Annotated in this window: 13 protein-coding genes; 10 read left to right on the top strand and 3 right to left on the bottom strand. The window is 40.1% G+C overall.

What is annotated here, in order from left to right:
• Positions 1-187: 187 nt before the first annotated feature.
• The 5 genes from QFZ73_RS00240 to QFZ73_RS00220 all read left to right on the top strand — a co-directional run bounded on the left by QFZ73_RS00240 (position 188) and on the right by QFZ73_RS00220 (position 5,209).
• Positions 188-1,468 carry an MFS transporter gene (locus QFZ73_RS00240; protein ID WP_307261763.1) on the top strand — a complete coding sequence of 427 codons (1,281 nt, stop codon included), beginning with the start codon at positions 188-190 and terminating at the stop codon, positions 1,466-1,468.
• A gap of 316 nt (positions 1,469-1,784) precedes the next feature.
• Complete coding sequence (locus QFZ73_RS00235; protein WP_307261761.1) at positions 1,785-2,567, top strand: SDR family NAD(P)-dependent oxidoreductase; 783 nt, start codon at positions 1,785-1,787, stop codon at positions 2,565-2,567.
• Between the two features lie 279 nt (positions 2,568-2,846).
• A complete protein-coding gene (locus QFZ73_RS00230; RefSeq protein ID WP_307261759.1) occupies positions 2,847-3,635 on the top strand; it encodes an alpha/beta fold hydrolase in 789 nt (262 codons plus the stop codon).
• A 101-nt stretch (positions 3,636-3,736) separates the two neighbouring features.
• Positions 3,737-3,985: a ferredoxin gene (locus QFZ73_RS00225; RefSeq protein ID WP_307261757.1), complete on the top strand. Its 249-nt coding sequence runs from the start codon at positions 3,737-3,739 to the stop codon at positions 3,983-3,985.
• 231 nt (positions 3,986-4,216) lie between these two features.
• A complete protein-coding gene (locus tag QFZ73_RS00220) occupies positions 4,217-5,209 on the top strand; it encodes an NAD(P)/FAD-dependent oxidoreductase (protein WP_307261755.1) in 993 nt (330 codons plus the stop codon).
• A 400-nt stretch (positions 5,210-5,609) separates the two neighbouring features.
• On the opposite strand, the gene iadA is transcribed toward QFZ73_RS00220, so the two are convergent.
• Positions 5,610-6,782 carry a beta-aspartyl-peptidase gene (gene iadA / locus QFZ73_RS00215; RefSeq protein WP_307261752.1) on the bottom strand — a complete coding sequence of 391 codons (1,173 nt, stop codon included), beginning with the start codon at positions 6,780-6,782 and terminating at the stop codon, positions 5,610-5,612.
• Between the two features lie 36 nt (positions 6,783-6,818).
• Complete coding sequence (locus tag QFZ73_RS00210; protein WP_307261750.1) at positions 6,819-8,240, bottom strand: YfcC family protein; 1,422 nt, start codon at positions 8,238-8,240, stop codon at positions 6,819-6,821.
• A gap of 275 nt (positions 8,241-8,515) precedes the next feature.
• Between QFZ73_RS00210 and QFZ73_RS00205 the strand changes: the two genes are divergently transcribed.
• The gene (locus QFZ73_RS00205) at positions 8,516-10,558 is read left to right on the top strand and encodes a sigma-54 interaction domain-containing protein (RefSeq protein ID WP_307261748.1); all 2,043 of its coding nucleotides are present in this window, start codon (positions 8,516-8,518) and stop codon (positions 10,556-10,558) included.
• 231 nt (positions 10,559-10,789) lie between these two features.
• Here QFZ73_RS00205 and QFZ73_RS00200 read toward each other — a convergent pair whose 3' ends face one another.
• Complete coding sequence (locus tag QFZ73_RS00200; RefSeq protein WP_251431896.1) at positions 10,790-11,701, bottom strand: LysR family transcriptional regulator; 912 nt, start codon at positions 11,699-11,701, stop codon at positions 10,790-10,792.
• A 454-nt stretch (positions 11,702-12,155) separates the two neighbouring features.
• Here QFZ73_RS00200 and QFZ73_RS00195 point away from each other — a divergent pair, with 454 nt between their 5' ends.
• From QFZ73_RS00195 to ggt, 4 genes are all read left to right on the top strand, one after another.
• Positions 12,156-13,130: a TAXI family TRAP transporter solute-binding subunit gene (locus tag QFZ73_RS00195; RefSeq protein ID WP_251431892.1), complete on the top strand. Its 975-nt coding sequence runs from the start codon at positions 12,156-12,158 to the stop codon at positions 13,128-13,130.
• A gap of 85 nt (positions 13,131-13,215) precedes the next feature.
• Positions 13,216-13,722, top strand: coding sequence for a DUF1850 domain-containing protein (locus QFZ73_RS00190; RefSeq protein ID WP_307261744.1), 507 nt, complete (start codon positions 13,216-13,218; stop codon positions 13,720-13,722).
• A complete protein-coding gene (locus tag QFZ73_RS00185; protein ID WP_251431886.1) occupies positions 13,715-15,709 on the top strand; it encodes a TRAP transporter permease in 1,995 nt (664 codons plus the stop codon). Before QFZ73_RS00190 ends, QFZ73_RS00185 begins: the two co-directional genes overlap by 8 nt.
• A gap of 221 nt (positions 15,710-15,930) precedes the next feature.
• A complete protein-coding gene (ggt, locus tag QFZ73_RS00180) occupies positions 15,931-18,006 on the top strand; it encodes a gamma-glutamyltransferase (RefSeq protein WP_307261741.1) in 2,076 nt (691 codons plus the stop codon).
• The last annotated feature ends 67 nt before the right edge of the window (positions 18,007-18,073 follow it).

Here is an 18,073-nt window from a genome sequence, read left to right as displayed (position 1 = left end):
ATATTATTGACTATTATGAAAATTCAATATAACATTAAATATCGGTAACATTGTTTTTTATATAAAACAAGAGTTGCTGTCATCTTTTGAAAGGAGGAGTTGGTGAAGTTTGATAGTATGATAGACATTTTCTTTATCGAAAATCATGAAAGCGCATTCAAAGAGCCTATTATAAGGGGGAAATAACATGTTACAAGGTCAAAAAAGATGGTTGTACATTGCGATTCCTATTTTTTTCTTCTGGTTTTTCGGTCAGATTGATAAAGTAGGTATCTCTGTTATCCAAACCGATCCGGGATTTTTAAGTGATCTTGGTTTAACCGGCCCGGATAAAAATGCGAAAATTGGCTTGATCTCCTTTATATTCATGATTTCATACTCCTGTTCCAACATTTTTTGGGGAGTTATTATCGACAAGTTAGGGGCACGGAAAACAGCAGTTTTAGGTTTACTGGTATGGACAGCGACAATGGTCATGGGAGGGCTGTCCACTTCATACGAAATGTTTTTAATTAGTAGAGTCATCCTCGGAATTGGGGAAGGTATGATGATCCCGATATCGGGTAAATTCATTTCGAATTGGTTTAATAAACGAGAGCTTGGCAGGGCACAGTCATTCTGGATTACTGGAAACTACCTTGGCCCGGCAGTGGGTACAGTTATGCTCATTCTAATTATTTCAACGTTTCATTGGCAGGCAGCGTTCTTTGCTCTCGCCGCCTTTAACTTGTTTATAAATATTCCAATGTTCCTGTTTTTGACTCGTAATACGCCAGAAGAACATCCACGCATGAGTAAAGAAGAAGTCTCCTATATTCGCCAAAAAGACGAAGCGGATGATGTGCAGTCGAAGAAATTCTTCGCAAAGGATTATCGTTATTGGGTTGTCTGGTTTGGCAATTTGATGTCGTCCTTTCTTTTCTTTGGAATCAGTATTTGGCTGCCTACATATCTCGTTGAGGCCAAAGGCTTTGAAAGGGAAGCAATGACTGGTATTACTTCATTATCGTGGCTATTCGCGCTTGGATTTGTCCTGGCTGGCGGATTTCTGGCGGACAAAACGAAGCGCCCGAGTTTGCTTGCGACGATTCTTTTCATACTAACAGCTGTATTTTTGACAATCGCTGTCATTGCACCAAATCCTATTTTGGCAGGCGTTTCAATGGGGCTCGCCATGGGAACTCAGGGAGGAATGTTTCATCTGACCAATTTCTTCATCATCAAATTTTCAACACCTGAAACAGCGGGCCGCGCAGCCGGTTTAATGGGATTCACAAATATTATGGGTGGATTTTCAAGCTATATTATGGGGTGGAGCCGCGATTTGTCTGGCGGTGATTTTGGTCCCTCCATTGCCATGCTGATTGTAGCAGCCACTCTTGGGTTTGTGGCGTACTTGTTTATGATTAAACAAGAAGTTGCCGAATCTCACCTAAGTAATACGACAGGAAACAAAATAACTTTATAGAGCGCTAAAAGGTTAATATAATACGTTTCTTATTGACGAGTACACAGGAGTAAGGATAACTACAGATTGATATAGAACAAGTAACCTATTCCCGAACGATGGTTTCAGTTTTTTTACAGCTTACATTGACAATAAAGCGATTACATTTTAGAATTGTTTATATAAAAAAACATAGTTTTATATGTAAAACAACGTGTGGTAATTTTTGAAAAAATATTTGCTAGCTTACAAGAAACGTACACTTGATTGGAACCTAGATCTTTGTATAACCGTTCATCACGTTTGAAAGATAACAGAAAGGGTGGAGACAATGGGCATGGCCTTAAAAGATAAAGTCGTATTGATTACAGGGGGAGCTTCTGGAATAGGAGAAGCTGTCACACGCCGTTTTATACAAGAAGGGGCAAAAGTGAGCATTATCGGCCGCTCTAAAGACACGTTAGCGAAAATGAAAGAAGAATTTGGTGAAAATATCCTTACTTATCAGGGAGATGTAAGCAAATACGAAGACAATGAGCAAGCGGTCCAAGCTACTGTTGAGCAATTCGGAAAGTTAGATGTTTTCGTTGCGAATGCCGGCGTGTTCGATGGATTTGCCAAATTTGCCGATGTGACTCCTCAGGCGCTTTCCGAAGCGTATGATTTTCTTCTCAATATTAACGTAAAAGGCTCTTTTTTCGGAGCGAAAGCCGCTCTTGAAGAACTGAAAAAAACAAATGGCAATATTATTTTTACCGTGTCCGGTGCAAGTTTTTATCCAGATGGCGGCGGTGTTTGGTACACAGCGAGCAAACACGCCCAAATTGGATTGATGCGCCAGCTTGCGTTCGAACTATCTCCTTCTATCCGGGTAAATGCGGTAGCACCAGGGGGTACATTGACAGCACTCACGGTGATTCCACCGCTGCGTCCATTTGTGAAAATCGTCGATAATGATACGAAAGCAAGCAGCATTAAAAAACGGAATATTCTTCAACTCGCCCAGATGCCGGAAGATCACGTTGCGGCGTATGTACTGTTAGCATCTGACGAATCACGTGCGATCACAGGTGAAGTCATTTCCAGCGACGGAGGATTGTCAGTGCGGGGACTTGGCTAATCTGACAAAGATTTTAATACTGTTTTTAGCTAAATTGTAAGACAGGAACGGAAGAGGAATTTCCTGCTTATCTTCAGGAATGGAAGCACTTTCTTTATCAGATCAAAACGAAAGCTATTTCCAAGCGAAATATAAATGGAGTAAATCATTCACTATTTAAGAAAGATTTATCAAGAATAGGTGTTTTAAGAGTTAGAGATTTGCCTTGAAAAGTTCAGCAGTCTTAAACTGTATTGTTCAACGAAATGCCAAAAATAAATAAGGGGGGGGACTGATATTATGCCATACGTAAAAGTGGAAGATTTAAGTATTCATTATGAAATAGAAGGTAATGGAGAACCTTTAGTATTATTACATGGTATGAGTAATAATTCACAGTCATGGAAGGAGCAAATCCAGGAATTAAAGGAGCATTATACAGTAATTGCATGGGATGCTCCGGGTTATGGGAAAAGTTCAGATCCAGCAGAAGAATTTAGAAATTTTAAAGAGTTTGCACGTATTCTGAACGGCATGCTAGATCAGCTAAAGTTGGAAAAAATCCATCTGCTCGGCCATTCGATGGGAGCGGCAATTGCGATAGAGTACTGTAGCCTGTACCCTAATAGGATTAATAAACTTATATTAGCCGACTCGACAAGAGGGGCTGCTGCTCTAACCCCTGAAGAGAACGAGACGAAATTGAAAAATCGATTATTTTCAATTGAAAACCTTTCTACTGAGGAGATAGCGGATAAGAGGATAAAAGCATTGCTATCTCCCCATGCCTCAGAAAAAGTCTATAAGCGAGTAAAAGAGATCATGACACAGATAAGACCGGCAGGATATCGTTCGGTAGCCAATTCACTTTATCATCTGAATCAAATGAGATTGTTATCTCATATAGATGTTCCTGTTCTTGTAATTTGTGGTGAGTTGGATACTGTAACTCCTATAAAGGAATCGGAAGCAATTCATGAAGAACTAATAAACTCCCGGCTAGTGATAATTCCAGAAGGAGGTCATTTGTGTTATCAGGAAAATACTGGAAAGTTCAATTCGAGCATTTTGGAATTTTTGAGTGAGTAAGAATAAAACAATTTGGAATTGCTAAAGGATTCTAAACCATATTTAGAAATGCCTTTGTAAAAAACAGAAGCTTAGATTATTGAAGGGGATGGATAGTAAAAATGCCTAACTATACAATCGTGGATAAAGAAACTTGTATTGCTTGCGGAGCATGTGGTGCTTCAGCTCCGGATATTTATGATTACGATGAAGAAGGTATTGCGTTTGTTATATTGGATAATAATGTTGGGGCAGCGATCATACCTGATGAACTAGAGGAAGATATGCTAGATGCTTCAGAAGGATGTCCAACCGATTCTATTAAAGTAGCTCAAGCGTCATTTGATGGCAATCCTAATAAATTTGAATAATATTTCTAGATACAAGCATTAATGCCTTTTTGTTATTGATAATAGATGTATAGATTTATTAATTAGGAAATTGAAAAGTCTAGTGTTTTAGAAATGGTGGATTTTCAACAGTCTTTATCCATCATTTGTTGGAACGAGAAAAAGGAAGGATTACTCGTATAATCATTAAGTCTATCCCTTTATCTATGTTCAGTATGAACAACCAACCTAGAAGAACAAGGAGTGATTACATTGACAGAAGAAAAGAAGGTCTATGACATAACAATTATTGGCGGCGGCCCAGTTGGCTTGTTTACGGCGTTTTATGGGGGAATGAGGCAAGCAAAGGTGAAAATCCTTGAAAGTCTTCCTCAATTGGGAGGACAGCTTTCGGCTCTTTATCCCGAAAAATTCATTTATGATATAGCTGGATTTCCAAAAGTAAGGGCACAGGAATTGATAGAGAATTTAAAAGAACAAATGAAAGTATTCGAACCAACAATCTGTCTTGAAGAAGCAGTTGAACAGATGGAAAAGCAAGCAGACGGAACATTTAAGATCACCACAAACCTCGATACTCATTTCTCTAAATCAGTGATCATTACTGCTGGAAATGGAGCTTTTCAGCCTCGTAAACTGGAATTGGAAGATTCAACACAGTTCGAAAATAAGAATTTGCATTATTTTGTGAATGATATGAACCGCTTTAAAGGAAGAAAAGTGGCGATTCTAGGTGGTGGAGATTCTGCTGTTGATTGGGCCCTTATGTTAGAGCCGATTGCTGAAAAGGTAACATTGATACACCGAAGAGATAAATTCCGTGCGCATGAACATAGTGTAGAAAAATTATTGAATTCCTCTGTTGAAGTCAAAACACCTTATATTCCCTCCGAACTGGTTGGAGCAGATCAGATTAATCAAATTGTTTTAGAACACACTAAGACTCAACAAAAAGAAGTGATTGACGTAGATGATTTAATTATTAACTACGGCTTTGTCTCTTCTCTTGGTGCGATTAAAGAATGGGGTCTAAACATCAATAAAAATGCAATTATCGTTAATTCCAAACAAGAAACAAATATTTCAGGCATTTACGCAGCCGGGGATATTTGTACGTATGATGGAAAGGTTAAATTAATTGCTTCTGGATTTGGGGAAGGTCCTACGGCAGTTAATAATGCTAAAGCCTATATTGATCCTATGGCGAAAGTTCAGCCGATACATAGTACTTCCTTATTTGGTTGACCTATATCTAGTAACAAGGCTCTTCTGAAGAAATGAATTAAAAAGCACATAGGCGAGACCCCTAATGTAAATTGTGATAGATAAGGGGTCTCGATTATCCTGATTTTAATGGAAATGAAAAGTAGATTATAATCCCTTGAAAATAAAGTATTTCGAGGCTTAACAGGATTTGTTCCCTAATGAAGCAATAGGTTGATAGTTCAACAAAGGGGACAGGCCAATATGGCTGCAAAAAAATAAAAGTCGAAATCCTTTACAGCTAGGAATTCGACTTTTTAGTTTGTTTTAAGCAACGCCTCTATAGCAATTCTTCACAATATTAATTCCAGGTGATCCCTAATACGGAATCTTAAACAACCCGAGACGTAAAAATTTTTCGATAACGGCTATTCTGTCTAAATTATTCAAATGTTCCTTTTACCAACGGAATGCCCTTTTCTACCATAACTTGTCCTCTTGCCATTACAGTGGCGATTGCCAAAGTTTCCTTTTGCAATAATACGATATCAGCATCCTTCCCGGTTTGGATACTGCCCTTGTTTGATAGTTTCAGCACTTGTGCGGGATTCGTGGTGATGACCTTCAGTGCCGTTTCAAGGGGGATTCCTTCTTCTAAAACAGAATCACGCACTTCGTGATATAGCGAAGATACTTTTCCTACTTGAAGGCCTGCATACTCCCCATGGGTGTTGAAAAATGGAAGGCTTGCCTGCCCGTCTGAAGAGAAGGTGATGTGTCCGACTGGAATCCCTTCTTCAAGCATCTTGCGCAAGGCCAGGCTGCACTTCACTTCGCCATCATCCAGAAACTGAGGAATGGTGCTTGTAGTAAAGTCTACGTACCCGCCCCGCTTAGCGTAATCAATTCCCGCCTTGAATAATTCTTCATTACGGTTGATATGTGTCGGATGGAGCTGCCGAATCGGGATGTTGGTTTTATCAGCAATTGCATGTAACAACGAAAGCTCGCCATCTCCGTCTCCTACATGAACTTCTAATATACCTGCTTTTCCTGACAGAATCCCGCCGTTGCGTGCCGCTGCGGCGATTTTTGTCAATTCCTCAAAAGTGGGTTCTGATGATCTATGGTCGGAGATGGCAATCTCCCCGACACCGATAATTTTGTCGATAAAAATAAGGTCATCTTCGATTTTTCCTGTCAATGTTTTTACTGGCACTTGGTAGGAACCTGTATGTATGAAACAAGAAATACCCTCTTCTTCAAGCGCCCGGGCCTTGGCAAGCAGGCTTTCCATTCTACGCGTAGTCCCGTCTGTACCAAGCAAGCCGACAAGCGTTGTAATACCTGAAGTCGTAATATCCGTAAGCATCAGCTCGGGGGTGCGGGTTTTGAATCCGCCCTCGCCGCCTCCGCCAATAATATGAACATGTGAATCTATGAAACCTGGAACAACCAAAAGATTGGTCGCATCAATGATTTGAATAGGGGCAAAGTTTTCAGGAACCTCGATTCTGTCATCTATGAATGCGATTTTATCGCCTGTAATCAAAACGTCTTTCCGTCCTAAGTAATTGGGTGAGTATATCTCGCCATTTTTTATTAAAGTAAGCAATGCGTTTCTCCTCCTGTTATTAATTCGTGTTTTATATCAGAATGGACCATAACCGATGAAGTGAGCCGAGATGACAGCTATCAATCCGATGAGATATTGAATGAGTACCAGCGGCAGAATCCACTTCGCCCATTTCGTCCATGGTATGCCCGCGATTGCCAAGCCCGCCATCAAGGTGGTTGCGGTCGGGAAAATCATATTTCCAATTCCGTCCGCAAAAGAGAAAGACAACACTGCAGTTTGGCGTGTAATATCCAATAAGTCTGCGAGCGGAACCATAATTGGCATGGTCAACATCGCATGACCGGTGCCGGAAGCTAGAATAAAATGAATGAGAGTTTGGAAGCTGTACATGCCGGCAACGCTTAAATAGGCCGGAATATGCTGAATAGCTTCAGATATTTGATGCAGCATAGGGTCGACGATATGTCCCTCATTCAATACGACAAGAATGGCACGTGATACGCCTATTATCAAAGCGCCGCCGAGCAAGGCTGCAGATCCATTGGTAAAGGAGCTGACGATGTGATCTGCAGACAATTTTCCGATGATTCCAATTACAATTGTCAATATAATGAATAAGGCAGCGATTTCTGTCATGTACCATTGGAACTTGATGACTCCAAACGCCAAGACGATATAGTTAATTAAGAAACTGCCTAAGATGAACTTATGTCTCGCTGTTAACTTCACACTTGATTGCAGCAGTTTTTTCGATTCTTCTTTTGTATATTTTCCATAGATTCCGATGGAAGGATTTTTCTTTACCTTCATTGCGTAACGATGGATATAAAGAACGGAAACAAGGTAGACGATAATAAATAAAATAAGGCGCAACCCTATTCCTGAGAACATCGGCAATTCAGCAATCCCTTGCGCAAGTCCTACTGTGAATGGATTCATGATGGCAGTCGTGAACCCTGACAATGCCCCAACAATGACGATGGCGGTTCCAGTAATTGTATCGAATCCGAGAGCCAACGCCAGCGGAATGATAAGAGGAAGATAAGCTAGTGTTTCCTCCGCCATTCCCATTAAGGAGCCGCCTACAGCAAAAAACAGCATCACGACAGGAATCAATAGCTTTTCACGTGTCGCCAACTTCCGAGCCATTGTGGCGATAAGCACATCAACCGTTCCTGTTGCTCTTAAAACACCGAAAAATCCTCCGATTATCAATAAGAAAAAGATAATATTTCCGGCTTCTACCATTCCGGTGTGAATCGCTTTTATCATATCGAAAAATTCGACCGGTGCAGATTCTATCCATTTAAAAGAACTGGCGTCAACAGTTGTCCGTCCATCTGCTTCAATCCTTGCATATTCCCCGGCCGGCAAAATGTAAGTGAATAGAGTTGCTATTGCGAGAATGCAGAGCAGCAATACAAAAACATTGATTTTTCTCTCTTTTTCTCCCTTTGTTTCAAGCGAAACAGCCTTCTCTTCTATTTGGCTCATAAGTGTCTCTCCTTTGTTTTTAAAATAAGTGCATGGAAGTAATACGCTTACAAAATATTGCCGGCCTATCGACTATCATCTGTTTATTTCGTATTCTGCTGTTTCCCTCCTTTTCAAGTCCATTGGCACTTCAATGCTTTTATATATGCAAATTCTGTGCCAATATCGGGTAATTGATTTTTATGGAAACTTTAGGGTTGGATTAAAGTTTAAGGTCTTTATTGGTTCTTTTTGGTGATATAATAGTACCAATTAAAAGACAGGTAGGTGTTTTTATGTCAAAATCATCACTTACACTTATAGCGGGAAGCTCAAAAACAAAGGAAGCCTTGCAGGAGCAACTGGAACAACTGCTTGGAGACTATGTTCATGTCAAAAGCCATGCTGCCGATGAGGGAATACCTCGATCTCTGGGAGATGGGATTTTCTTGTATTCATCAGATGCCGCATACGATAAGAAAAAGGGAATGTATAGCGTAAATCCCGAGAAAATAATTGTGGGAAAGAGAACTGTTAATCATGAATACATTGACAAGCTATTAAGAATACCAGTGGGTTCGGCAGTTCTTTTGGTGAATGATGATGATGATGCAACTATAAACCTTATTGAATCCTTATATCAGCTTGGTATCGATCATGTTCAATTTATCCCTTTCAGGAAGGGGATTTTATTTTATGAGAATGTCCAAATAGCCGTTTCACCAGGAGAAACACATCTGTGCCCTTCTTACATAAAAGAAGTAATCGATATAGGCGTGCGTCTTTTTGATATAACAACAATTCTGGAAGTTGTAGAATGCTGCGGTTTACAAAAGGATATATCTTCGAAGATTTCAGAAAGGTATATTAGCAATATCATTGAATTACAACGTAAGCTGTTATATGCAGAGCGTGATGCCAAGCAGATGAGCGATCACATCCAAAATGTCTTGGGGACTGTCGATGACGGAATATTGGTCGTTAACGAGGAAGGGCTGATAACGGTATTCAATAATCAGCTTGCGGCATTGTTCCATGTTGATGCACAAGATATGGTTAATAAGTATCTAGAGCATGTAATGAATCGCCGGGATATTATCGATTTCATCATGGAAAGTAATGATGAAAGCAAGTTCTTCAATATAGACGGCGTGGACATCGTAATTTTCCGGTTACAAATGATGAAAGAAAATACAATCGTCGCAACCTTCAAAAGCGTACATCAAGCCTTTGAAATAGAAAAGACCGCTCAAAGAGAAATGCGAAATAAAGGATTTTATACAAAATACTGCTTTGAAGATATTATCGCCGAGGATGAAGTAATGAAAGAGCGTAAGCAGATTGCCAAGAAGCTTGCCCTGTCAGAGCATCCGATTTTGATTCAGGGAGAGACAGGAACAGGAAAAGAACTGTTTGCTCATGCTATTCATGAGCATTCTTTGCGAAAGAACGGACCGTTTTTGGCTGTCAACTGTAGCGCTTTAACAGAAACGTTACTTGAAAGTGAATTGTTTGGCTACGAAGAAGGGGCATTTACAGGGGCACAAAGGGGAGGCAAGAAAGGACTGTTTGAAATGGCGGATAACGGGACTATCTTTTTGGATGAAATTGGTGACATAAGTCTCACGGTTCAATCCCATCTGCTTCGAGTTCTTCAGGAGGGGGAAATCCGTAGAATTGGGGGCAAAAGAATCATTCCCATTAATGTTAGGGTGATTACCGCGACGAATAAAAATCTTCAAGATAAGATGCGGGACGGTTCATTCAGAACAGATTTGTTTTACCGGCTGAATGTACTCAATCTTTACATACCGTCACTCAAAGAGAGAAGAGCGGATATTCCACTTTTGATAAAGCATCTCATCACAAAAAGCGGGAAGTGGGTAAAAGTAGAGCACGACGTTTTGGAGTATTTCATGCAATATAAATGGCCCGGCAATATACGTGAACTTAAAAGCACAATCGATTACATGCTGACGGTTTGTGAGGGGAATGTCGTGACGAAAAGTGACCTTCCGTTCATGCACGGGCATGCGGAAGACAGTGTGACGGCAGATTATCCCGTCTGTAAAAGTATGCTGGAAATTCAGGAGCGCGCTTTCATCATGGAAGTAATCAAGCAATGCAACGATAAAGGAAAAGCGGCAAGCAGAGAACTGATTTCTAGTCAAAGTCAAGAATCGGACTTTGTCTTGTCCCCTCAGCAGATCCGTCGCCGCTTGGATATATTAGAAATCGAAGGATTTATCGTCAAAGGCAGAGGAAGGGCAGGCACTAAGATCACCGCTGAGGGAATAGAGTATTTATATTTTCTTAAGTCAAAGCATGCTATGCACTGATATAATTAGTCACTACCAATATGGGGAGTTTGCTAATTTAAGATTTTTACAAGTTATGGAAAATCTAAATCTGAAGTTTAGTAGGTTAAATTTTCCCAATATTAACAGCCCCATTTCTCAGTGTCATAAAAGAGAAATGGGGCTTTTTTAACATCGATTATAATTTAGTTCTTTTTACTATAATTGGCCCTTTTTCACACCGTGTCGTTTCGCAGCTTTTTCCAACAAGAATCAAATATCGCTAAAAGCATGGTCATTTTTTAACGTTTTCAAAATATGCATAGTCAGCATTGATGCATCCGTGTTTTTCCATACTGCCGATATGGAACTGGATAATTCCGAGTTATCGATGTTCAAGGCTTTAACTTTGCTTTTTCCCAACAAACTCACCATATCTTCCGGCATGAGTGCTACACCTAAGTTATTGGATATTAGATTGGCGATCGTCAGTAATTCAGAGCCTTTACATAATTCTTTAGGTGAAAATCCAGCAGTCAGACAAGCCTTTTCCAAAAGGAATTGAAGGGAGTGTGCTTGAACGGCATCATAATGGATAAAAGGTTCGTCTTTTGCTTCGGATAAATGTATAGCATCCTTTTGGGCTAGCGGATGATCAATGGAAACGACTAATTGTAAAGGGAACCTCATGAATTCAAGCATGCTTAATCCTTCATTGTCGATGATGTTACTGTGAATGGGCGTTCGGATGAAACCTATGTGATAATTTTGTTGGTTTACGAGTTTTACAGCCCTTGAGGATGTTGTTTCATGAACGTAAAATTCTGTTTCCGGGTATTCCCCCACAATCTTTTTCAATAGCTTCGGGATAAATATGCTAGCTGCAGAGGGGACGGTGGCAATCTTCAGTTTAGGCTTGGGGATGGTTTTATTTTCAACTATGTAATTCACTGTTTTCTCAATATCTTCAAAGGAAGGAGCTAGTTTTTTATAGATGTACTCTCCTTCTTCTGTCAATGTAATTTTTCTTGTCGTTCGATTCAATAATTTAAAGCCTAATTGTTTTTCAAGGGATAATATCTGTTGGCTAAGACCGGGCTGGGATATATGCAGGGTTTTGGAAGCCTCACTGAAACTAAGATGGTTAGAAACCTCTATGAAATAGCGGAGGGATAGGAAATTCAAACAATCACCCACTTCAGTTGGATTTGAAAGTAAAAGGCCAAAATGGCTGGTAAAAGAAAGGGTGGACTTCTAATATTCCCTCTCAAACAAATGCTGGAAATAACGATTAAAGGCTAGAAGTATGCTATTAAGGTCATTTTATAATATAGACTTATAAGTTTATAACAATAATATATTTCTAAAATGGAAGAGTCAATATTATCCTTAAAAAAAGGAAGAATAGGTAATAAAAGGTAGAATATTACTATTAGATAGCGAATTCCCCTTGTTTTTAATAGGTGTTTTTACACATTTATGCTTGTTATTTCGATTTGCATAAAAGTTTTTAATCAAATGCTAGTTCTTTCGGCTTAAGTTTCTAATTTTGTAAAAAAAGGGAAAGTGAGGTGATCGGTAGAATAATAACACTATCATCTTTTGCGGATGAAGAAAACAATTGAGGGGGTGGAGTTTTATGAAAAAATTTCATAAGTGCTTTTTATTGGTTATGATTTTGACGGTAACCGGTATTATCGCGGCTTGCGGAGACAGTAAAGCAGGTGTCTCGGGCAGCGGAAACCAAAACTTGAGTCTGTTGACTGGTGGAACGGGAGGTACATACTATCCACTCGGAGGACAAATTGGAAAAATCATTTCCGATAAAACAAAAGCGAATATAACACCTCAGACATCCGGTGCTTCGGCTGAAAATATGGAAACTTTAAGAGCTGGAGAAGCTGAAATCGCTTTTTCGCAAACGGATATCGCCGCATACGCACTGGAAGGAAAAGAAATGTTTGACGGGAAACCCATAGACAACATACAAGCGATCAGTTCTCTATATCCTGAAACGGTTCAAATTGTAACGACTGCAAAAAGTGGCATTAAATCAATTGACGATTTAAAGGGTAAAAAGGTATCAGTAGGTGCACCAGGTTCAGGTGCATACATCAATGCCATGCAAATCCTGGAGATCCATGGGTTGTCTGAGAAAGATATTAAAGGACAAAATCTATCTTTCGATGAGTCGGCGGAAGGAATCCAAGCAGGCAATATTGACGCAGCTTTCATTACGGCCGGAACGCCAACTGGTGCAGTTGAGGCGCTGTCCGTACAAAATGATATTATTATCCTTCCTATTGCAGAAGACAAGATTCAAGCTTTGGTTAAAAAGTATCCATACTATGCTGAAGACACAATTCCTAGCGGTACGTACAAAATCAAATCCGAGGTGAAAACAGTTGCTGTTAAAGCGATGTTAGTGGTTACAAAGGATCTTGATGAAGATTTAGTTTATGAAATGACTAAAGCTGTTTATGACAACACAGATCAAATCACTCATGCAAAAGGAAAGTTCATTACAGCAGAGACTGCACTTGAAGGGTTAGGGGAAATGGAAGTTCATCCTGGCGCAGAAAAATACTTTAAAGAAAAAGGTGTTTCCAAGTAATGCAATTTGGTCGGTAGCTCGCTTTTTGTGGCCTATCGGCTTTGTTTTTTCTGAATGGGATTTCGGATTTTGAAAGGAGGTACCTATGAAATTCAAGAGATTCTTGGCGTTTGGTATACCTCTGATCATCACATTTCTATTATTTTTTCCATATAAACATGTCATTGCCTTTTCCTTCGAGGACCAAGGGAAATTAGTCGCGTACTTACCATTGGAAAGCGAAAAAAATTTCCAGATTAAGTATACACACTCCATCCACCTTTCGGATGTACTGGAATCATATCGTTTTTCCGATAAGCAAATCATACAAACCGAATTTTCTTATCATGATTTTGCAGTCGGTATGCCTTCCAATGCAGAGGGGAAGGAAGTATTCGAAGAGAAAGACGGTACCTACTTCATAAAAAATATGAAACGTAATTTCACCTATATAGATTTACGAGTAGGACAAGTCAGGGCTAACCATAGATTGGTATATGATGAAAAAACATATACATTGACAGACTTTATTAAACCAGGAACATGGGTCAGGATTTCATTGGAAAGTATTTCATTATGGGAACAGTTGAAGGGAGTGAAGATTAGTGGCTGATAAAGAAAAAACCAAATATTTAACCGAAGCAGAGCAACAGGAGTTATTGGAAAAATATGATCCTGAAGCCGGGACAAGGAAATTAACTGGTGTCTTGGGCCACATTGCGTTTTTTGGACTTTTAGCTTTTTCGTTATTCCAATTATATACTGCTATTTTTGGTGTTTTTACAGCACAGATCCAACGGACGATACATTTAGGGTTTGCACTCTCCCTTATTTTTTTACTATTTCCTGCAAACCGTAAGAAGCGTCAAAAAGGAAAGTTTCAAATTGCCTGGTACGATGTCATTTTAGCGATTCTTAGTATCGGGGTTGGTGCATATTGGCCCTTATTTTTCGAAGATATCGTCATGAATGTAGGACGTTTGGGCGCATTGGATTTTGCGGTTGGTTTAATGGCCATCCTGCTGGTTTTGGAGGCAACCAGGCGTGCAGTGGGGATTCCTATTATGGTCATTGCTTCATTATTCATTTTCTATGGAATTTTTGGACAGTATATGCCGGGATTCCTCGCTCATCGCGGTTTAACTTTGGAACGTTTGGTGCAAACGATGTTCTTTTCGACAGAGGGCATTTTAGGTACCCCGTTAGCGGTGTCATCGACATTCATCTTCCTATTTTTACTGTTTGGTTCCTTTCTAGTCCGTACAGGAGTCGGCCAATACTTCAATGATCTCTCAACGGCCATTGCAGGCAGAAGGATAGGGGGACCTGCCAAGGTTGCAATTTTCTCCAGTGCTCTGCAAGGGACGATTAGCGGAAGCTCTGTAGCTAATGTTGTCACTTCAGGGGCATTTACGATACCGATGATGAAAAATCTTGGTTATAAGAAGGAATTCGCAGGGGCAGTGGAGGCGGCCGCTTCGACAGGCGGTCAATTGATGCCTCCGGTAATGGGGGCAGCCGCATTCTTAATGGTTGAGTTCATTGGGAATGGAATAACGTATTGGGATATAGCAAAGGCGGCTGCGATTCCAGCTATCCTATACTTTTCAGGAATTTGGATCATGACCCATTTTGAAGCGAAACGACTTGGGCTTCGTGGATTAACGAAAGAAGAGATGCCAAGTAAGAAGGAAGTGTTCGGCAAATTTTATTTACTAATACCGATCCTTGCCATTATCTTATTGCTCATGCTGAATATCACGGTTACACATGCAGCACTGTATTCCATTGCCATCTCTGTTCTTGTTGGATTCATAAACAAGGATGTCCGCATGAAATTCATCGATATCATTTATGCATTGGTGGATGGAGCTCGAACGGCACTTGCGGTTGCAGCCGCAACCGCAGCAGCCGGCATAATTGTAGGAATCGTTACGAAAACTGGATTAGGGCTGAAGCTGGCTAATGGTTTGATCGATTTGTCTGGCGGATATTTGATTCCAACATTGATGCTAACAATGGTAGCGGCACTTATTTTAGGAATGGGTTCACCTACGACCGCCAATTATGTAATCACATCGACGATTGCAGCACCTGCGATCATTTTGCTTGGTGTTCCTGATTTATCAGCCCATTTATTCGTCTTCTATTTTGGCATTATAGCAGATATAACCCCTCCAGTTGCTTTAGCGGCATTTGCAGCGGCGGGTGTGGCAGGCGGTGAACCGATAAAAACCGGGATTGAGTCATCGAAACTTGCCATTGCTGCATTTATCATTCCATATATATTTGTTCTTTCCCCACAAATGCTGATGATCGATACAACTTGGATGGAGGTTGTCTGGGTCGTATTTACAGCAATGTCAGGCATGATTGCAATTGGTGCGGGTGTAATAGGTTACTGGATGAGGGGGATGCACTGGTTGGAAAGAGTCCTCGCTATAATCGTTGGTTTACTATTAATCTATCCTGAAACGATATCGGACATCATTGGGGTATCTGCATTTATCGTATTATTGGCTTTGCAAAATCTTTGGAAGAGTGACAATCATGATAGCCCCAATATCTTGGAAAATAACCAAAGCATAGAGAAAAATTGAGTCTACGAATATCGATCAGGAAATAAAGGATAGAGCTGAACCATTTGGGGGGGGTGATTTTCTGAAGTGAAATATCATTGGGAATGCAACGCCCAATGGGAATGTGCAGACTGCAATTATATCGAGACAACCAGCATATTCCTACTATTGAGATCTGCTCGTATATCCACTTGCCTTATGATTAAACCCTAATCTGTTTTATTTTGAAAGGAGACTAATTCATGAAATTTTTAAAAAGTTTTATTTTAGTTACTTTCAGTTTCTTTTGTATGATCACACCAGCTTTTGCAAGTGTCCCTGGAGTAGATGAGTCAATGGGGAAGGGTTTTACAAATGGAATCGTATCAGTTTCTCATCCGTTAGCAGCTGAAGCGGGTATAAAGATACTAAAACAAGGTGGAAATGCAGTCGATGCAGCAGCAGCCATTCAATTATCGTTAAATGTAGTTGAACCGATGATGTCTGGAATCGGCGGCGGTGGATTTATCATGATTTATAATAAGAAAGAAAATAAAATAACGATGATCGATAGCCGCGAAATGGCACCGCAAAATGTTACGCCTAAACTTTTTTTAGATGAAAAGGGAAAACCTGTTCCTTTTAGTAAACGGCACATATCTGGGAAAGCGGTTGCTGTTCCCGGAACACTTATGGGGGTAGAAACTGCTCTAGAGAAATATGGAACATTGAAATTATCACAAGTTATGGACGAGGCCATTATACAAGCTGAAAAAGGGGTAAAAGTCAATTGGGCAACAGCTCAATATATCGGTGAAAATGTAAAAAAACTTGAAAATAACCAAGCGGCTGCAAAAGTTTTTGTGCCAAATGGAAAACCATTGGAAGAGGGAGATACCCTCGTTCAGCCAGATCTGGCAAAGACTCTTAAGTTAATAAAAGAACAAGGTTCTAACGTTTTTTATAAAGGTGAAATCGGGGAAGCACTTACCAAAGAAGTTCAAAAACGTGAAGGAACGATGACAAATGAGGATTTGGAAAACTATGTGGTGAAAGAGAGAGAGCCAATTAAATCGGAATATAGGGGCTTTGAAGTGGTGGGGGCAGCTTCACCAAGTTCAGGCAGCTTGACTGTCCAGCAAATCCTGGAGCTTATGGAAGGATTCGATGTACAAAAGATGGGGGCGAACTCCCCTGAGTATCTTCATTATCTAACGGAAGCCATGCATCTAGCTTTTGCCGATCGCGCTGCCTATATGGCAGATGAAGATTTTTATGATGTACCAACAAAAGGATTATTGGATGAAGATTATATAAAAGAAAGAAGAAAACTCATTAATCCAAATAGATCAACAGCTGATGTCAAAGCAGGCGATCCATGGAAGTATGAGGGCAAAGAACCCCCTTCAATGGAGAAGGTAAAGGAAGAGAAAACCCCGATCGGACAAACGACTCACTTTTCTGTAATGGATAAATGGGGAAATATGGTTGCTTATACGACTACAATCGAGCAAGTATTCGGTTCAGGTATCATGGTACCAGATTATGGATTCATGCTTAATAATGAAATGACGGATTTTGATGCCACACCGGGTGGAGTTAACCAGGTGGAACCAAGAAAAAGACCAAGAAGCAGTATGTCCCCGACCTTTGTATTAAAAGATGGCAATCCCTTCATGGCCATTGGTTCACCAGGCGGGGCGACGATAATCGCATCGGTATCTGAAACGATTATGAATGTGCTTGATCATCAAATGCGTATTCAAGATGCGATATATGCGCCACGTATTTATTCTGCTGGTTATCCGACAGTTAGATGGGAGCCGGGAATTGAACAAAATACAAGGTTGGAGTTAATGGCAAAAGGCCATGTTTATGAAGAAAAACCCCAACATATCGGAAATGTGCAAGCTGTTATTTTTGATTATGAAAAGGGGAAAATGTATGGAGGAGCCGATAATACGAGGGAAGGAACTGTTCAAGGAGTGTATAATGTTTCCCATAAATCGAAAAAGCCAAAAGAAATAAAAGAAGAAAAGAAAGGACCGTTTACCTTAAAAGTGAATGGAGCCGTTTATCCTTATACAGCTGAACAAATGAAACTGATAGATGAAAAACCCTATATCCAATCAGACAAATTGCTACTTGGTTTGGGTGTAATTGGATCAGGGGACTTAGAAACATTTAAACCAGATAAAAAATCGTATCTACCGGTGTTAAGAGTAGCGAAATCCTTAGGATATAAAGCAAAATGGAACGAAAAAGACAAAGAGGCACTATTGGAAAAAGATCCGGCGGATATTGAAGATCCAGGGGATGATGGTAGTGTCACGAATTAATTTTACCCTGACGAATATAGACTGAAATTCCTCTAGCAAGATGTAAATAAGGAAATCGAGTAAAATG

It is taken from the genome of Peribacillus sp. V2I11 (genome assembly GCF_030817135.1).
Lineage (GTDB): Bacteria > Bacillota > Bacilli > Bacillales > DSM-1321 > Peribacillus > Peribacillus simplex.
Note: the sequence above shows the minus strand (reverse complement) of the source record. Positions and strands in the feature narration are given on the sequence as shown.